A 17,094-nucleotide genomic window follows, 5' to 3' on the forward strand; every position below is an offset into this window, starting at 1 on the left:
AAAACTCAAGCCAGTGTCAGGTCACCGGGTATCGAATTTCGGGTCACGCGCTGTGCATTCGGCAGATCGTTCGACTGCGCACGGTCCTTGGCGGCATTGGCGTCCAGTCCATGGCCGATCCATCTGTTGGTCAGGCGGGTTTCGAGTGTTTTTAAATCGGTGTCCAGAAATACCTTGAATGCCCACAGTTGGTGAAGGTCCGACCAACCCGGCTCGTTCAAGAGAAGGTAATTGCCCTCAACCAGAACAACGCGCTGATCCACCGTGATCATGGACCGCGCGGCAATGGCCAGATCCAGTTCCCGGTCAAACTCGGGTATTGCGACTTCTTCTTCCGCGCGCAATCGATCAAGCAACGCATGAAAGCCGGCAAGATCAAAGGTTTCAGGAGACCCTTTGCGGCTCAGCAGGCCGCGATCCTTCAAGATCACGTTGTCATAGTGGAAGCCGTCCATGAAAACCAGTCCGGTTGCGACGCCGCGCAGATTGAGCTCTTTGGTTGCAAGGCCCGCCGCAGTCGTTTTTCCCGAACCCGGCGGCCCGGCAATCGCGACAAGATGCCGGTCTTGCAGCGGCGGCAAGGCCTGGACGGCATCCGCGATTTTGGTTGCAAGCGCCTCGGGGGTGGCAAGTTTACCCGTCACGCGGCTTGGTCCTCGGCGGGTGGTTCCTTGGCACCGGTCATGAACGCCACTGCGTCGGACATCGTGTAATCCTTGGGATCAACGACGCAGAGGCGTTTGCCCAGCCGATGTACGTGAATTCGATCGGCGACCTCGAAAACATGTGGCATATTGTGGCTGATCAGGATGATCGGAATGCCGCGAGACTTCACGTCCAGGATCAGTTCAAGGACCCGACGGCTTTCTTTCACGCCCAGCGCAGCTGTCGGTTCGTCAAGGATGATGACCTTCGAACCGAACGCAGCTGCCCGCGCCACGGCAACCCCCTGACGTTGACCCCCGGACAGAGTTTCGACAGCCTGATTGATGTTTTGGATCGTCATAAGGCCCAACTCGCTCAGTTTGTCGCGGGCGAATTTCTCCATCGCCGGGCGGTCGAGCATTCGAAACCACGAGCCCAGCGGCCCCTTGCGGCGGATTTCGCGACCCATGAACATGTTGTCCGTAATTGACAGGGCAGGGGACATGGCAAGCGTTTGGTAGACGGTTTCAATACCAGCTTCGCGCGCGTCGATCGGGGAATGAAAATTTACTTTCCGACCTTCCAGCCAGACTTCGCCTTCATCCGGCATCACCGCGCCGGACACCGCCTTGATCAGTGTAGACTTGCCTGCCCCGTTGTCACCGATCACGGCCAGAATCTCGCCCGGCATCAAATCGAAATCGCACTGATCCAGCGCCGTCACCTTGCCGTAGCGCTTCACAAGGTTCCGTCCTTTGAGAATAGGTTCCATCAGGCTGCCACCTTTCTGATCCACTGGTCGACCGCGACCGCCGCGATGATAAGGATGCCGATCAACAGAAACGTCCATTGCGCGTCAGCGCCCAGCAACCGAAGCCCAAGCGTAAAGACGCCCACGATCAGGGCACCGAACAGCGACCCCAGAATAGACCCGCGGCCACCGAACAGGGATATGCCCCCGATCACAACCGCCGTTATGCTTTCTATATTGGCCAACTGGCCTGATGTCGGAGACACCGATCCGATCCGGCCGATCAAAGCCCAGCCCGCAAAGGCACAGATCAGCCCGGACAACATGTAAACGGACATAAGCGTTCGGTGCACATTGACACCTGACAACTCGGCAGCTTCCGGGTCATCTCCGACCGCGTAAACATGCCTGCCCCACGCGGTATGGCGCAGGGCGTATGCAAGCCCGAGGATCAGCGCCAGCATGAAGATCACCCCGACGGTAAACACAGCCCCGCCCACGTTGAACTTGGCCCCGAAAAGTTGCAGAATCGCGGCGTTTTCTTCGATCTCCTGTGACCGGATGGTTTCGTTCTGAGAATAGAGGAAGTTCGCCGCAAGAACGATTTGCCACATGCCAAGCGTCACGATGAACGGCGGCAGTTTGATGCGGCTGACCAGATATCCGTTCACCGCGCCGATTGCGGTTCCAACGAAAAGGCCGCAAACGATTGCGACCGTTGGTGGCAGCCCATATCGGAAGGTGAACTGTCCCATGACAACCGACGACATCACCATGATTGCTCCGACGCTCAGATCGATACCGGCGGTCAGGATGACGAGGCTTTGCGCCGCCGCCACGATCCCGACGATCTGAACCTGTTGCAGGATCAGGGTCAGCGCGAATGGCGAGAAGAACTTGGAGCCCAGCAAAGCCCCGAAAATGACGATGGCAGCCACTAGAACGATCAGCGGCACCAGAGAGGGGTTCACATGCAAAAAATGCTGAACCGTTCCGACAAACCCGCGGTGGTGATCGTCAAATTCAGCAATCTGTTCCGGGCTGCCTTTTGCAGCGGCTTCGAAGTCGTCTGATCGTCGTGAAGTATCGGACATAAAGGTTCCCCCAAAGCGTCAGGTTTCTGACGACTTTAGCAAGTTTTCGGGCGAATGGGTGGTTGGAAAAGCGGAAGGCCACCCTCTGCGGCCCCCCGGGTGGTCAGGTTAACCCCAGCAGAGGTCCATGCCTTCTTTGACCGAGATCGACTCGACGCCTTCGGCAGGCTTGTCCGTTACAAGCGCTACGCCGGTGTCAAAGAAATCCTTGCCAGGCGTGTTTTCAGGCTTCACGCCTTCGTCCGCCCATTTCTTGACGGCCTCAACACCCAGCGATGCCATCAACAGCGGGTATTGCTGCGACGTCGCGCCGATAACACCATCGGCAACGTTTTGGACACCCGGGCAGCCTCCGTCCACGGAAACGATGAGCACGTCATTTTCGCGCCCGATGGCTTTCAGCGCCTCGTAGGCACCTGCCGCGGCAGGTTCGTTGATGGTGTGAACAACGTTGATCGTGGGATCTTTGGCCAGAAGGTTTTCCATCGCGCGGCGACCACCTTCTTCGTTGCCGGCAGTGACATCACTTCCGACCAGTCGTGGGTCATCTTCATCACCGATTACGTTCGGGTCCGCCAGATCGACACCAAAGCCTTGCAGGAAACCCTGATTGCGCAGCACATCCACTGTCGGCTGACTGACGGCAAGATCCAGTGTCGCGATTTTGGCGTCGTTGGCCGCGTCGCCCAGCGTGGCTTTGGCCCATTGTCCAATCAGCAGCCCGGCAAGGAAATTGTCCGTGGCAAAGGTTGCGTCAGCCGAGTCAATGGGTTCCAGCGGCGTATCCAGAGCGATAACCAGAACACCTGCATCCCGCGCCTGCTTCACGGCCGGAACGATGGATGATGTGTCCGAGGCCGTCAGCAGAATGCCCTTGGCGCCGTCCAGAATGCAGGTCTCAATGGCTTGCACCTGCGTTTCATGGTCACCGTCAACTTTGCCTGCAAAGGCTTTGAGCGTCATTCCCAGCTCTTCCGCCTTCGCTGTCGCACCTTCCTTCATTTTGACAAAGAACGGGTTGGTGTCTGTCTTGGTGATCAGACAAACGGTTTCGCCTTCCGCCATTGCACTGCCAGCCATGGCAGTAACCCCGAGCGCAGCAGCACCCGCAAGTCTTGCAAGTTTCATCGATTATCCTCCCAGTTTTTCCTGTGCCGTACAGGGCACGAGGGCGATCAGGCAAAAACCCTGATCTCATAAGAAACAATCACAAGATTCGAAATTTGAGTCAATAAATAAATCACTCTTATTTATTATTGACAGGGCGGGCGGGCTTTCTCATTCTTCAGCAGGAAAGGGGTGGTCGTGCCGGAAAATTCATCTCGGAAAAATTCGATTGGCCTGCACGGGTCAGAGGTGCGCGGAACCAATCAAAGCGGGATGCGGGCCCGGAACGAACGGCTGGTGTTGTCGCTTGTCCGGCGTCATCAGGCTCTTGCTAAGTCCGAGATTGCGCGCATGACCGGACTGTCGGCGCAAACCGTTTCCGTCATCATGCGGCTGCTTGAGAAGGACGGTTTGCTTTTGCGCGGTGAGCCGGTCCGCGGGAAAGTCGGGCAACCTTCCGTTCCCATGCGCCTCAACCCGGATGGTGCGTTTTTCTTTGGGCTCAAGGTCGGACGCCGCAGTACCGAGCTGGTATTGACTGACTTTGTCGGAAATGTGCGGCAACGCGAGCGGCGAACCTATGACTATCCAACGCCAAAAGCCACTTTGGAGTTTTCTATACAGAGTCTGGGGAAAATGATGTCATCCATGTCGCCCGAGGCCAAAGGCAGGATTGCGGGTCTTGGAATTGCCATGCCGTTCTACCTGTGGGACTGGGCCCAGACCCTTCAGGTTCCTCAGGAAGAAATGGACCCGTGGCGCGTATCAGACCTGAAGGCTGACCTGGCTCGTCGCCTCGATATGCCGGTTTTTCTGCAAAATGACGCCACTGCGGCTTGTGGGGCGGAATTGGTATTTGGTCCGGCCGATGGACCAAGGGATTTCCTGTACTTCTATATCGGGTTTTTTATTGGCGGCGGTGTGGTTCTCAATGGTGCGATCTTTTCCGGGCGTGGAAACTCGGGCGCAATCGGCCCCCTGCCTGTACCGGATGGTGCGGGTGGTGTCAGACCGCTTATCGACGTGGCCAGCCTGTATGTTCTCGAGCGTGCAATCACCACAGCAGGGGTAACGTCGCATTCCATTTGGGAAACGACCCAGCGTTGGGATGTGCCAAAAATTCAACTGGAAAACTGGTTGAAACGGACGGCAAGCGGGATTGCTTATGCGATTGTCTCATCCTGTAGCCTGATAGATTTCGAATGCGTGAAGATTGACGGCTGGATGCCGCAGGACATCAAGGCGCGTTTGGTTGAAATGGTCGAAGACAAACTGTCCGAGCTGAACCTGACCGGTCTCGAGCACCCCGTGGTGCTGGCAGGGACCGTGGGCCCGGATGCACGCTCACTGGGCGCGGCAAGCCTGCCATTGTCGGAAAGGTATCTTTCAGAAGCTTAGATGTGAAATCACCCTGTTGCCTTGGATATTTCACAAACCGGTTCACTCTCGCAAACTGCCGAGCTCATAATTTTCGATGGCCGTAACACATTTTCGTTGACGGAAGGCTGAGTTGTCTGGCAAGCCGCTCGGCATGTCCGGTTCCGGGGCTTGCTCTGGAATCAATAGGGAATGCGGTGCGGGCTCAGGCCCAATTCCGCAACTGCACCCGCAACTGTAAGCGGCGAGCAGGGCTGAAACGCCACTGGGGTTTGCCCCGGGAAGGCCAGTCCAACGCTTTGACCCGCAAGTCAGGATACCTGCCGGACATGTGTCCTCATAAGGGGCACTCCTAATCGGCGACGGGATGTGCGTCGTACCAGGATGCCTGAAAGGGTGATTTGGCGTTGAATGTCCCGTAGTCAAAACGAATTTCGCGCCGGGATTGGCGCGACGGGACAAGGACGACTGTTCATGAAAACGCTGCTCAGCGCAGCCGTTGCCGCGGTGGCTCTTCCCGCCATCGCAGATGCGCATTTTCTTTTGGAATACACTACCGATACCATGATCCAGAAACCGGGCGATGTGCCGGTCAAGCTGATTTTCTGGCATCCGTTCGAGAACGGCCACGTCATGGATCTTGAAAAGCCGCAGGAATTCTATGTGATCCACAACGGTGAAAAGACCGATTTGCTGGACACGTTGGAACCTATCCGGTTCACCGGCGGGGAAAACGAGGGCGTGGCGTTCAAAGGCAGTGTCCCGGTCAAACGGTCGGGCGACTATGTGCTGGTGACGGTTCCTCAGCCTTATTACGAGGAATCCGAAGACATCTATATCCAACAGCTCACCAAAGCCTTCCTGAACCGCAACGAATTGCCGACCGACTGGATGAATCCCGTAGGTTTGCCGACCGAGATTATCCCGCTGAACAAGCCGACCAACATCATCGCGGGTTCGACTTTCACGGGCCGTGTGCTGGCTGATGGTCAGCCGGTTGCGGGGGTCGAAATCGAGATCGAGTACATGGCCGCCGAGCCCGACATGGAAAGTTCGGCCGCTTCTGCACCGAAAGTCTCTCCGATGCCGGGTGGTGCGGTGGTCGCCATATCTGACGACAACGGGTATTTTTCGTTCGGTGTTCCAAATGCCGGTTACTGGGGTTTCGCAGCACTTGGTTCCGGTCCGGCAACCGAACATGAGGGCAAAGAACTCAGCCAGGATGCGGTCATCTGGATTCGCGCCTGGGATCTGGAGTAACCCAAGATGCACATCGTCGACGGAGCCCTTTCCAACCCGGTTGTAATTGGCGGCGCCATAGCCGCCGCGGGCGGGATCGCCATGGGTCTCAGGTCTCTGGATCTTGATCGCATCCCCACTGCGGGCGTGCTGTCAGCCAGTTTCTTCGTGGCATCGTTGATCCACGTACCCATTGGTCCGTCGTCGGTCCATCTGATCCTCAACGGCATGGCCGGGCTGCTGCTTGGTTGGGCCGCATTCCCGGCTTTGTTCGTCGGGCTTTTGCTACAGGCGGTCTTTTTCGGCTTTGGCGGGTTGACGGTGTTGGGGATCAACACCGTCAACATCGCCTTTCCAGCTGTGGTGGCCGGAATGTTGTTCGGTCGTCTGATCGCGCGTGGAACGCCTTTGCAAGGTGCGATTTGGGGGGGCGTCGGCGGCGCATTTGCCATTGCGGCGACAACCGGCATGGTCGCGTTTTCCCTGGCGCTGTCGGGAGATGAATTTCTGCCTGCCGCCAGGCTTGTTTTCTTTGCCCATATTCCTGTCATGGCCATTGAGGCGATTTTGACCGGGTTCTCCGTGTTGTTGGCGCGCAAGGTCAAGCCCGAGCTGTTTATAAGGGAAGCAGCCACATGAAGCATCTGGTTGTCATATTGGCCGTGTGCTGCGCACCTGTGCCTGCCCTGGCGCACAAGGTCATAGCCGGCGTTTTCGAGTCGGGAGACGTCATCGAGGGCGAAATCGGCTTTTCCAACGGCGACATGGCAAGCGGCACCGAGGTCATTGTTACCGGCCTGGATGGGGCCGAGCTGGGTCGATCGGTCACGGATGCGGACGGTTTCTTTGTCTACACGCCGACCTCGGCCGTGGCGCACACCTTCTTTGCCGACCTTGGCGCCGGGCATGTGGCCGAAGTCACGATGCCTGCCGAAGATGTCGCGCGGATCATGGGCATTGCCGTGGCAGAAAACGGTGACTTATCTTCGGCTGCTGTGACGCAGGCCAGCGGTTCGGCGGCGTCTCTCAGCGCCGAAGAACAGCAGGTTATCGCCAAGGCCATACGTGACGAATTGCGCCCGCTCAGGCGCGAGATTGCGGCCTATCGCGAACAGAACGACCTGCAAACCATCCTTGGCGGGATTGGGTACATCGTTGGTCTGTTTGGTCTGGGTTTTTACATGGCGGCCCGCCGCAAGCTGGCGTCCTGATGGCACACGTTCTGGGGCACAAGGAAAAAACACTGTCCGAAGCCGGTGACGGGCCAGAAGGTCTGATCAGCCTGCTGGATCCCCGGATGCGGATCGTCATGGCAGTTGTTTTTGCAGTCGTGACCGTGGCGGTGTCATCCCTCGGCGCGCTTTGCGCGGCGCTGACAGTGTCGCTTTCGCTTCTGATAGTTTCACGTCTGCCGCGGCGAAAGACGTTGAAGCGAATGGCCATGATGGATGGGTTCATCCTGTTCATGCTGGTCCTGTTGCCCTTTTCCATGCCCGGGGATCCGATGTTCACGCTTTGGGGATTCCCTGCAAGCTGGCAGGGTTTTTGGAAAACGGTCGAGATTGCCTTGACCGCCAATGCCGTGATCCTGTCCCTGATGGTTTTGGTCGGGACGATGGAGCCGGTCACACTGGGCCACGCCCTGCATCGTCTGCGGTGCCCGGAAAAGCTGGTTTACCTGCTGATGTTCACGATCCGTTATATCGAGGTCTTGCGCGAAGAATACCTGCGGCTGCGGTCCGCCATGAAGGTACGTGGTTTTCGGCCAGCAACAAACTGGCACACATATCGCAGCTTTGGCTACCTTGTGGGTATGATGCTTGTGCGCGCGATCGAAAGATCGGAACGCATCCTGGCCGCGATGAAGTGCCGCGGGTTTTCCGGGCGTATGCCGTTGCTTCAGGAATTTGCCCTGACCCGCGCGGACATTGTGTTTGCGGCTGGTTTCAGCGGTCTCTGCCTGGGTCTGATCATTCTGGAATTCGCATGACACTGATCGCGCTTGAAGACATCTGTTTTTCCTACCCCGGCCAGCCACCCGTTCTGGACGGGGCAAGCCTGAGCCTGAGCGCGGGGCAGCGCCTGTCCCTGACAGGCCCGAACGGAGCGGGAAAATCGACGCTCCTGCGCATTTTGCTTGGGTTGCAGCGCCCGTGTTCGGGCACCGTCACCGTTTTTGGTCAGCAACGCGTGGAAGAGGCTGATTTCCATGAGGTCCGCCGCCGGGTGGGGCTTGTATTTCAGGATGCGGACGATCAGCTGTTCTGCCCGACCGTCGCCGAAGACGTCGCTTTTGGCCCGCTCAATCTGGGCAAGACCCGTGACGAGGCACTTGCCATCGTCGACAAAGTTCTGGGCGATCTGGACCTGATGCATCTGAAGAACCGCATTACCCACAAATTGTCAGGCGGTGAAAAACGGCTGGTGACCCTGGCGACGGTTCTGGCGATGGAACCCGAAGTGCTGTTGCTGGACGAACCGACGAATGCGTTGGATACAAAAAACGAAGCGCGCCTGCTGGAAATCCTGCGCGCGTTGCCGCAGGCGATTTTGCTTGTCAGTCATTCGCCAACATTCCGCTTGGAACTGGCGCCCGATGAACTGGATCTTCGCGACGGGAAGCTGGTGCCGGTCTGACCTGTTCTCGTGGCAACCGGACATGGTGGTTTTAGATATGCAATCATACCGCCTGAGCCACGCCATGAAACGGAAAGCGAACTTTGTGCGTCGTCAGGCCTTGGCTATGTGCGCCTGCGGCTCATCAGCCCATATTTGACCGCCCATGCCCCAAAGGATCCACGTCTGCGCCTGTCCTCTTTGACAGGTTGCCTGGATTGCGCACCGCCTTTGCGGTTGAATTCGAACACGTCGATTATCCGCTCGGCACAGCCACAGGCTTCGCCCATGCCGACTTTGGCGAAATAGAATTTCTCGAAACGTTCGGGGTTCTGCATGGCTGACCTCCTGAAGGCATTGAACCCCATGATGGACGCATTGCCAAATCACTTTCCTGCGTTTCAGGCAGCCGTGCTATGGCGCGGCGAACTCGCTTCCAGTCCAGACATTGTCCAGTTGATTGAAGACCGGTGAAGTAATGAGCATTTCTGCGGAATATAGCAGTTGCAGCTCATCCGCAAACCGCGTGACGCCCGGCACAAGCCCGGTGATGTTGCGCCATTCCGCCCAGGTTCCGGGATTTGACAGACTGTTCGGATTGCCGGGATCTGCGGGCTGGTGCCACCCGGCGGCGTTCAGCAGTGGTATGAGCGCAAAGCGCGCATCATTGCTGTCGACTTCGGTACAGGCAGCGGCATCGCATTCCCAACTTGTCCAGTTCGCCGCCGCGATGGTTCCGGCGATCGGTGCGGCGGCGTCGATGACCCGAACCATAACTTCGAACCCGCCACCAGCCGTCGGACGGCTGAGCGACAAAGGGTCTGTCGCCACGGCGTGCAAAGCCGCTGTTGGCGCCAGGCTGAGTGTACGACCGATCAGAGCCAGCTGCGCAGAGCCGTCTGTTGCGGGTGCAGACCCCGCAGCAGGCAGGATCCTGACAGGTGTCAAAATCGGAACCGCGCCACCACGGATCGTGATTTCCTGCACCGCATTGTCAAATGCCGGAACAAAGTCGCTACGGATCGTATAGGTCAACGGGAAGCTGGGTTGTTGTGGCCCCGCAGGTCGGGCACCGTCACGTGTGACAAAGGACAACGGTGGAACGGCACCGGGCTGTGGCAGCGAAATCTGCGGCCCTGCTATGCCCAGCGCCGCCGCGATCATGCGCGCGCGCTGTTCGGCCTCTCCATACTCGCTGAGCAGATTGATATAGCCTCCGATCTCGGTGATGTTGCGCGGGGCAGGGATGCGGGATGGTGCAATGTCGCCAGCGATGGCCAGCCTGTGGGCTATAACCTCTCGGGCGCGCTGAATCGCCGGGGAATTGGTGGTTTCAAGAATATTGATGATGGCCTCGGCAAGGCTTTCATCGATGCCCGGTTCGGGGGTTGCATTTGTGCTGGTGTCAGTCATCGTCGTCCTCCGCAGGGGCGCTCAGGCCATTGAGGAAATCCAGTACGGATTGGCTGCCGGCCTTGGTTGCGCTGCCGTCATCCGCATCCGTATTGGCTTTGGTAAAGGCCCCGAAAAGCTTGGCCAGAAGCAACGTGTTGGAAGGATTGGCCAGAGCCGCAGCACCACCGGGGAAATCCTTGAACAGGTTTTGAACGAAACCGGCCCGGTTGCCATCCGGTTGCCCGCCAATCAGAGCGGAAACTCCCGAAGCGTTCTTGGCGATATCCTCAAACCCCTTGAGCTTTGCGGCATTGTCGGCAGCTGTCTTTTTCTTCTCGGCGGCTTGCTTTTTGGCTTCTTCCTCTTTGCGGGCCGCAGCGATCTCTTGCCCCTTGCCCGCAAGCTCAGTGGCCTTGCCGACAAGCTCTTTGGTCAGATCCGTCGCCGTGTCTATGGCTTTGTCCCGACCGGCGGCGACCGATTGCGTTTCAAGGGCCAGTTGCGCCTGCAACTCTTTCAGGCCCGTCAGATCGGTTCCCGCCCGTGCAAGATCAGGCGCGGCTTTGAGGATCTCGGCCAGTTGCGAAGTGGGCACGGCCTGGCCTGTACCAATGTCGCCACCGGCGATGGTGAGCGTGTTCGAAGGTTGATTGGCCGGCAGGTCTGATGGCGCACGGGCGCCAAAGATCGCATCGCTGTCCGCGGGCAGGACCGGCGTGTCGCCGACCGGGGGTGGCGTCGGGCTGTCCTGCCAGTTCCAGAAGCGGCGATGGTCGATCATCTCGCAGGAATTGCAGCGGCCCAGAACAGCCTCGCCCAACAGGCCCCTGGTCGGCAGCGAGATCGTGCGGCGCGGTGGTCGGAAGTCTTCGCGATGGAAGGCCAGCAGGCTGTCCTGAATGTCGCCGGTCCGCATCTCCATTCTGTCGGCCAGATCGGGTGGGATCGAGAACGGCATGATCATTGCATTGCCATAGAAGCCCAACACCTTGTTCTGGACCGTGCTGAGCAGCGATATCTCGCTTGAGGCGTCATCCAATCCGCCATCGGGCACGCCGATGGTGAAGCGTTCCAGCAGGATGGCCCGTTCCTCATCCGTCATACTGGCCCAGATCACGCGGGAATAGCGAACGGTGTCGGCAACGATATGCTGATACATTTCCTCGATCCGCCGCAGATCACGGCGTGACAACACATCCGGCACTTCCTGTACCGAATAGGGTAGGGTCGCAGGCAAAGCCTGGAATGTGTTGTCGTCGACGATGGTCTGTGCGTCCTCATTCATGCGCGCTTCGAACTCGCTGATCATCGGCGCGCCGACCAGATCGTCGAAATCCGAGCCTGAAATCGTCGTGTGAAGGCTCCGGTTGATGTTGCGTGTGGCGCGATCCAGATCATCCGCATCTTCCAGGTTCGAGATATGTTCCCAAATGTTGAAGATGTTGATCGGGTCCGGGCCGGTATAGAATGAATAGGCAAAAGAGCCCGTCCGCCTGCGCAACTCGACGCGGGCGATGTCGGAACGTTCGACCGAGCGGGGCAACGCCACGGATCCGGTATAAGTCCGCCGGTTGGTTGGATCACGGCGCGCGTCAGCCAGCCGAACCAGCAGGTTTTCGCGTGTCTCGGCAGGCAAGTCATGCAGGTTGTCGATGTCGATCGGCGATCCGGTCAGGGGCACTGGCCCAACGCGGTCGCCATCCTGCGTGAAGATCACCGCGGATATGTCATCATTGGGCATGAAAGTGCCCTGCGCCTCGAAGCTGACGATGTCCTGCGCGACACCCGGAGCATTCTGCGGTGTCGCGTCCTTGTCCGCGTAAAACTCTTCCAGCAGTTTCAGGGCGGTGCGGAATCTGCGACGGTTTCGGAACACGCGGCGGAAAACGTCTGCGTGGCGCAGGATCACCTTGTACCGGCTCAGCAATCCGGACCGGCTGACATTGCCCGGTAATTGATCGCCTTGCCCCAGACGGCGAAAGCGGATGAGCTGCATGGGAACGAAGACCACCAATTGAACGCCTTCGATCCGCGTTTCCAGGGAAAAGTCGCGCAGAACCTCGAACCATTGCATCGTCATTGCATGACAGTGGTTGCGGTTGGCCACGAATTTTGTCGTCGCCGTCCGCCGATCACTTGCCGTGGCTGTACGAACGCTTGTTCGGGCCGAACTTCGCTTGACCGAAGCGGCCCGTTCCAGCGCGGCCGAGAATGTCTCGTGCGTGTCTGACAGAAAATCGCGTGACGTGTTCTGCGTGTTGGACGAACTGCCTGACGAGTTGGAGCTGGAACGGGCGCCGCTGAAACCGACCCCGCCCACTATGGCCCCGATGCCGCCAAACAGACCGCCACCAATGCCGCCGGCGCCCCCGAAGCTTTTTGTGGACGCCTTGGTCGAGAAAGAGGATGTTCCACGGATCACTTCGTCCAATGCGGTTTCGAATGTGCTGTCGAAAGAGGTGTCGCGCGCCTCTTCGAATTCCTGTTGTTCCTCGAAGGTCAGGCTTTCGCGTTCGCGCACGGTCAGGGTTTCGCGCTGTTCCGACACGACGATCCGTTGCTCTTCGCCCGGGGCAAGCGGCAGGGAATAGACCAGACGCCCCAATGACATTCCGGCGTGAACGGCGGTTGAACGCATCTTGGCGATATAGCCAAGCGCCAGGCTGGAAGCTTTTGGCACATCCTGCGGGCGCTGTTCCAGATCTTCGAAAAAATCCTCGATATCAATGGGTTCGTCAATCGGTATCCGATCGCGGAAATCCCAGTCTCCGCCGTCATTGTTGAATGCGCTCAACAGTGTTTCGGCAGAAAGATTGGCCTGCGCAAAGGTGCCGCCCGGAATTGTCGTGACAAAGCGATTGCCGCCAACGGGGCGGGTGCGAACGATGTTTTTCGGCCCGACAAGCGGGTCGATCAACCGGTAAAGAACCGAATATCGCCGCCGCGAAACCGTGCCTCCTTCGGTTCGGTATTCCGAAGCGCAATCACCTTCGCCCAGCACGATAGGGGCCTGCGTGCCGGCGAAGTCGGATATGTTTTCTTCCGCATCCTCGGGATCCACCGGCAGAATATCGGCAAGCTCACCCAGGATCGAGCGCTGCAAAGGGAGGACAGTGCGATCCAGCACCACGAGGCCCAATTCACCATCCAATGCATCAATGCGCGGCACTGCCTCGGTCAGAGTGGTGTTCTGCCCGCGAATCCGCAATCTGAGGCCATTTTGCGGCAGGCGCAGATTGGGCAGATCAAGCGAAAACAGGCCCCGCGCATCCGTTACGGCGGCTTTTACAGCCCATGAAAAATCCGCGTTGTCGATGCCTTCACTAGCGGTAAAGGTTGGGCGCAGCGCTTCAACGATTACCCGCTCGGCAGGGGTGCCGTCGGGATTGATCAGTTCACCGCGCAGTTTCGGGGCAAGGGTTGGGACGACAGCGCCCAGAAACCCGTCGGCCAGATCCTTGCGTATGGTTTCAAGCTGACGAAAGACGGCACCGGTGGACTGAACGCGCTGATCGACCAGATCGTTGATCACCTCAGCAGACAGGTCAATGCCGACACCACGGCGCAGCGCCTTGAGCTTCTCGGCTTCGACGCGCCTGAGATCGTCAAGGCTGTCAGCCGTAAAACCGGCCGATCCCGAGAGTTCCGCCGAGATCGTGGGATTGGGTCGAGAGGTCGGAAGGGACAGCGTAATGCGCGGGGGCTCACTGCTGGAGTCGGACATGAAGTCACCTCGTAGGAAAGCGCTGCAAGAAACTGAGTGCCGGGAAAAATCAAATCTCGAAAGTTGACCCAACGTAACATGTTTCAGGGATTCGCAAAAGAAAGGCCCGGGCCCGCCTTTTCCGCGACGCGTTTCGAACGCAGGATCCAAAATGCCTTGCAGCAATGGATCTGGTGATTACTTCGTGAAACCGGTTGCCTTCAGCTTCTGCGCCAGCAGGCTCATATGCTTGTAAATTTCACCTGCATCGCGATGCCACGCCGCTACATCCGCGCCCTGCTGGGCAACGACCTCTGCGTCCCCTCTTGCCGCCGGACCGGTCAGGGCAGATTGCGGGCCAAGAAGGTTGACGTTTTCGACTGTGCTGCTCAACAAACCAGCGTTGAGCTTGCGGGCAGTTTCGTCCGGCACGCCGGCCTCGGCCCACGCTTCGCGGGCGATGGCCTGCAAGACAACGGCGAAGTTGTTCGATATCACAGCGGCTGCATGATACAGGCTTTTGCTTTCAGACCGGATGGGAAAACAGGTGGTTCCCAATCCTTCCAGAAGCTGCTGAATGAACGCTGTGGCGTCTTCATCGCCTTCCAACCCGCACAGCGCCTCTTTGAATTGCGCGGCAGCGGCCTGTGGATCGGCGAAAGACAGGACGGGATGAACGCTGGCCAGAGACCATGAGAGGCTTCGCAACGGCGCCAGGTGCTCGGCAGGAAAATAGCCGCTGCAATGGAAAGCCACTGAAGGCTTCCCGGTTTTTTCTTGGTTTTCGAACGCCTCTTTCAATTCGTAGGCCACCGCAGAAATTTGCGTGTCGGGTACTGAGAGGATCCACAGATCAGCTGGCCGCAGATCGGCATAGCTTGCGGCAACGCGCCCGGTTTTGGACAACTGGGCGGCTTCATTTGCCGACCGAAAGGATGTGCTCAGAATATCCTGGATCCGGCAGCCATCAGTGCCATCCAGAAGGCTGATCAGCGTTTTGCCAACCCGCCCGGCACCGACAACGTTAATTTTGATTTCAGTCATCTGGGCTCTCTGTTCTTGTCGTTTAGTCCGCCCCACGGTGGGACGAATAGAAAAACGCAATGGCTTGAGTTCTGTTTTTGACGTTCAGCTTCTCATAGATATTGGACAGGTGGAACTTGACCGTGTTGGTGGATATCTGAAGTTCCTTGGACAGTTCCCGGTTCGACATCCCCTGTGCCAGGGCCTCCAAAATGGCGCGTTCCTTGCGCGACAGGCTTTGAATCGGATCCTGTTTCATCTTCCGGACGTCGATGAACGGAAACACCATCTTGCCTGCTGCCACTTCGGCGCAGGTCTCAAGAAGGCCTTCGACCTCGCCCGAGCGGGCTGCAAATCCAGCGGCGCCCGCCTGCATCGCCAATCGCGGGACATCCCCAGAGGTATCGCCATAGATGACAAAGCGCGGTGCATCGGCCTGATCGCGCAGCACCTCGATCAGTTTGGCAGCGCCCAGGGCCGGAAGCGTCCAGTCCACGACACCGACCTGAACGGGTATCCGCATCACCGTTCCCAAAAACCCTTCTGCCGTTGCCGACGTGGCGACCAGAGAGAATCGGGGATCACGTTCGAAAATTTCCGACATGGCCGACAGAACCAGCGGGTTGCTGTCCGCAAGCATGATGTCGATGGGTTTGTCCGATGTCTCAACCATATGATTTTGCCCATATTTTACAAAATACTACCCAAAAGGGTGGGGTAGATTTCGGTATACCGTCGTATTTTTGCCAAAACGGGTAGGTAATTACCCACACTATTAGCCATCCAAAAGCAGTAGTAAGTTACGTTGCGCCATCCGGCAAGCTCGCGTTTTCTGACCGGTATCTTGAACCATCAGGCCGCAATACCCGGCCAACAGCCGAGGATGTCAGACCATGACCTTTCAGATTTTCCCTCCGCTCGAAATTCCCGAGACCCTTGCCGCAGGGCCGGGGCCGGGCAATACGGATGTGCGTGTCCTGAAAGCCTTCGCCGGCGCAGGGGTCGCCGATCACATGCAAGGCGATGTCCTCAGGGGCATGATCGAATGCAAGCACATGCTGCGGAAAATCTGGGGCACCCGGAACGCTTATACGTTCGCCGTCGCGGGTACCGGCTGGAGCGCGCTGGACACCATGTTCTCGGCCGTCATGCCCGGTGACAAGGTTGTTGCATTCACCAACGGCACATTCTCGGGGATCGACGCGTTGACGCTGCGGATCAAGGCGGCAACGCCCGCCGAGCACGCAGCCAGCCCGCTTGACCCACAGGCGGCGAGTGTCACGGTAGTCGAGGTTCCACATGGCCAGCGGGTGACTGCTGAACTGATTGAAGCGACTCTGGCCGAGCACAAGCCGAAATGGGCCTTCATGGCGCATTGGGAAACCGGATCGGGCAGGGTGAACGATCTGCGCGGTTTCTCGGACGCATGTGAACGTCATGACACCATGGGGCTGATCGATGCGGTCTCGTCTCTGGGTGTCGAAGACTTTGCGATCGATGACTATCCGGGTGTGGCAGGCTGGGCATCCTGCCCGCAGAAAGGCCTGTGCTGCTTGCCGCTGACCTATGCCCCTGTCAGCTTTACCGATGCCTATATCGAGGCACTGAAATCCACAGGTGCCTATACCTATGTACACAATCCGATCTTCGAGGCCCGCCACTGGGGCATCGTCGATGGGCAAGACGTGGAAAAGGGCACCTATCACCGGACCCATTCCGGATATGCGGTTGCGGCATTCCACGAGTCATTGCGCCTGACCTTGCAGGAAGGTCTGGCCAAGCGGTCGATGTCTTACCGGACGCATGAAAAGGTTCTTCGGGACGCGGTGACCGAGATGGGGTGCGAGGTCACCTCGGACATGCCCAGCCTGATCGTTCTCAACCTGCCTTCCGAGCTTTCTGGCCGCGAGATGGAACTGGTGCAGAACTGCCGCGCCCGCGGGTTTGGCATCTGGCCCACCTTGAGCGAACCGGTGCAGGTGCGCATCGGCATCCTAAATCAATTGAATCGCGAGGCCGTCAGCCGGATTGTGCGCCTGTTCGCCGAAGCCATTCGTGAGCTGGGGGGAGAGGTCGACCAAGACGCGATCGAAGCTCTGCTGGAAAGCCGTTACGGCACTTCAATAGCTGCTTAAACAGGAGCG

Annotated in this window: 15 protein-coding genes, 1 pseudogene and 1 riboswitch; of the genes and pseudogenes, 7 read left to right on the forward strand and 9 right to left on the reverse strand. The window is 58.3% G+C overall.

Annotation, left to right across the window (positions count from 1 at the left end; genetic code table 11):
• Nucleotides 1-5: 5 nt before the first annotated feature.
• The 4 genes from ACR3E6_RS19655 to ACR3E6_RS19670 form a co-directional block, all read right to left on the reverse strand.
• Nucleotides 6-644 carry a nucleoside/nucleotide kinase family protein gene (locus tag ACR3E6_RS19655; RefSeq protein WP_371807786.1) on the reverse strand — a complete coding sequence of 213 codons (639 nt, stop codon included), beginning with the start codon at nucleotides 642-644 and terminating at the stop codon, nucleotides 6-8.
• The gene (locus tag ACR3E6_RS19660) at nucleotides 641-1,417 is read right to left on the reverse strand and encodes an ATP-binding cassette domain-containing protein (RefSeq protein WP_171638512.1); all 777 of its coding nucleotides are present in this window, start codon (nucleotides 1,415-1,417) and stop codon (nucleotides 641-643) included. The genes ACR3E6_RS19655 and ACR3E6_RS19660 overlap by 4 nt, the downstream gene beginning before the upstream one ends.
• Nucleotides 1,417-2,490 carry an ABC transporter permease gene (locus tag ACR3E6_RS19665; RefSeq protein WP_480488902.1) on the reverse strand — a complete coding sequence of 358 codons (1,074 nt, stop codon included), beginning with the start codon at nucleotides 2,488-2,490 and terminating at the stop codon, nucleotides 1,417-1,419. Before ACR3E6_RS19665 ends, ACR3E6_RS19660 begins: the two co-directional genes overlap by 1 nt.
• 108 nt (nucleotides 2,491-2,598) lie before the next feature.
• Nucleotides 2,599-3,618, reverse strand: coding sequence for a sugar ABC transporter substrate-binding protein (locus ACR3E6_RS19670; protein ID WP_171230734.1), 1,020 nt, complete (start codon nucleotides 3,616-3,618; stop codon nucleotides 2,599-2,601).
• Nucleotides 3,619-3,870: 252 nt separating this feature from the next.
• On the opposite strand from ACR3E6_RS19670, the gene ACR3E6_RS19675 reads away from it, so the two are divergent.
• From ACR3E6_RS19675 to ACR3E6_RS19700, 6 genes and pseudogenes are all read left to right on the forward strand, one after another.
• Nucleotides 3,871-4,995 carry an ROK family transcriptional regulator gene (locus tag ACR3E6_RS19675; RefSeq protein WP_171638562.1) on the forward strand — a complete coding sequence of 375 codons (1,125 nt, stop codon included), beginning with the start codon at nucleotides 3,871-3,873 and terminating at the stop codon, nucleotides 4,993-4,995.
• 121 nt (nucleotides 4,996-5,116) lie between these two features.
• Nucleotides 5,117-5,316: riboswitch (cobalamin riboswitch) on the forward strand.
• A gap of 132 nt (nucleotides 5,317-5,448) precedes the next feature.
• A complete protein-coding gene (locus ACR3E6_RS19680; RefSeq protein ID WP_480488904.1) occupies nucleotides 5,449-6,234 on the forward strand; it encodes a DUF4198 domain-containing protein in 786 nt (261 codons plus the stop codon).
• A gap of 6 nt (nucleotides 6,235-6,240) precedes the next feature.
• Nucleotides 6,241-6,852 (forward strand): cobalt transporter CbiM, encoded by a 612-nt coding sequence (cbiM, locus tag ACR3E6_RS19685; RefSeq protein WP_480488906.1) that lies wholly within the window; start codon nucleotides 6,241-6,243, stop codon nucleotides 6,850-6,852.
• A complete protein-coding gene (locus ACR3E6_RS19690) occupies nucleotides 6,849-7,424 on the forward strand; it encodes a cobalt ABC transporter permease (RefSeq protein ID WP_210093899.1) in 576 nt (191 codons plus the stop codon). The genes cbiM and ACR3E6_RS19690 overlap by 4 nt, the downstream gene beginning before the upstream one ends.
• On the forward strand, nucleotides 7,424-8,203 hold the full coding sequence (gene cbiQ / locus ACR3E6_RS19695) for a cobalt ECF transporter T component CbiQ (protein ID WP_480488908.1): 780 nt from the start codon (nucleotides 7,424-7,426) through the stop codon (nucleotides 8,201-8,203). Before ACR3E6_RS19690 ends, cbiQ begins: the two co-directional genes overlap by 1 nt.
• A gap of 65 nt (nucleotides 8,204-8,268) precedes the next feature.
• Nucleotides 8,269-8,850: pseudogene (locus tag ACR3E6_RS19700) on the forward strand (energy-coupling factor ABC transporter ATP-binding protein); the annotation flags it as partial.
• Nucleotides 8,851-8,954: 104 nt separating this feature from the next.
• On the opposite strand, the gene ACR3E6_RS19705 reads toward ACR3E6_RS19700, so the two are convergent.
• The 5 genes from ACR3E6_RS19705 to ACR3E6_RS19725 form a co-directional block, all read right to left on the reverse strand.
• Nucleotides 8,955-9,167 (reverse strand): hypothetical protein, encoded by a 213-nt coding sequence (locus ACR3E6_RS19705; protein ID WP_171725151.1) that lies wholly within the window; start codon nucleotides 9,165-9,167, stop codon nucleotides 8,955-8,957.
• 76 nt (nucleotides 9,168-9,243) lie between these two features.
• Nucleotides 9,244-10,242, reverse strand: coding sequence for a hypothetical protein (locus ACR3E6_RS19710; protein ID WP_480488910.1), 999 nt, complete (start codon nucleotides 10,240-10,242; stop codon nucleotides 9,244-9,246).
• Nucleotides 10,235-13,948, reverse strand: a complete 3,714-nt coding sequence (locus ACR3E6_RS19715) for a hypothetical protein (RefSeq protein ID WP_480488912.1) — start codon at nucleotides 13,946-13,948, stop codon at nucleotides 10,235-10,237. Before ACR3E6_RS19715 ends, ACR3E6_RS19710 begins: the two co-directional genes overlap by 8 nt.
• A gap of 177 nt (nucleotides 13,949-14,125) precedes the next feature.
• Nucleotides 14,126-14,971 (reverse strand): Rossmann-like and DUF2520 domain-containing protein, encoded by an 846-nt coding sequence (locus ACR3E6_RS19720; protein WP_480488914.1) that lies wholly within the window; start codon nucleotides 14,969-14,971, stop codon nucleotides 14,126-14,128.
• 22 nt (nucleotides 14,972-14,993) lie between these two features.
• Nucleotides 14,994-15,623: a response regulator transcription factor gene (locus tag ACR3E6_RS19725; RefSeq protein ID WP_245218233.1), complete on the reverse strand. Its 630-nt coding sequence runs from the start codon at nucleotides 15,621-15,623 to the stop codon at nucleotides 14,994-14,996.
• A gap of 220 nt (nucleotides 15,624-15,843) precedes the next feature.
• Here ACR3E6_RS19725 and ACR3E6_RS19730 point away from each other — a divergent pair, with 220 nt between their 5' ends.
• Complete coding sequence (locus ACR3E6_RS19730) at nucleotides 15,844-17,085, forward strand: pyridoxal-phosphate-dependent aminotransferase family protein (RefSeq protein WP_480488916.1); 1,242 nt, start codon at nucleotides 15,844-15,846, stop codon at nucleotides 17,083-17,085.
• Nucleotides 17,086-17,094: the final 9 nt, after the last annotated feature.

Source organism: Ruegeria sp. AL3, from assembly GCF_056536065.1.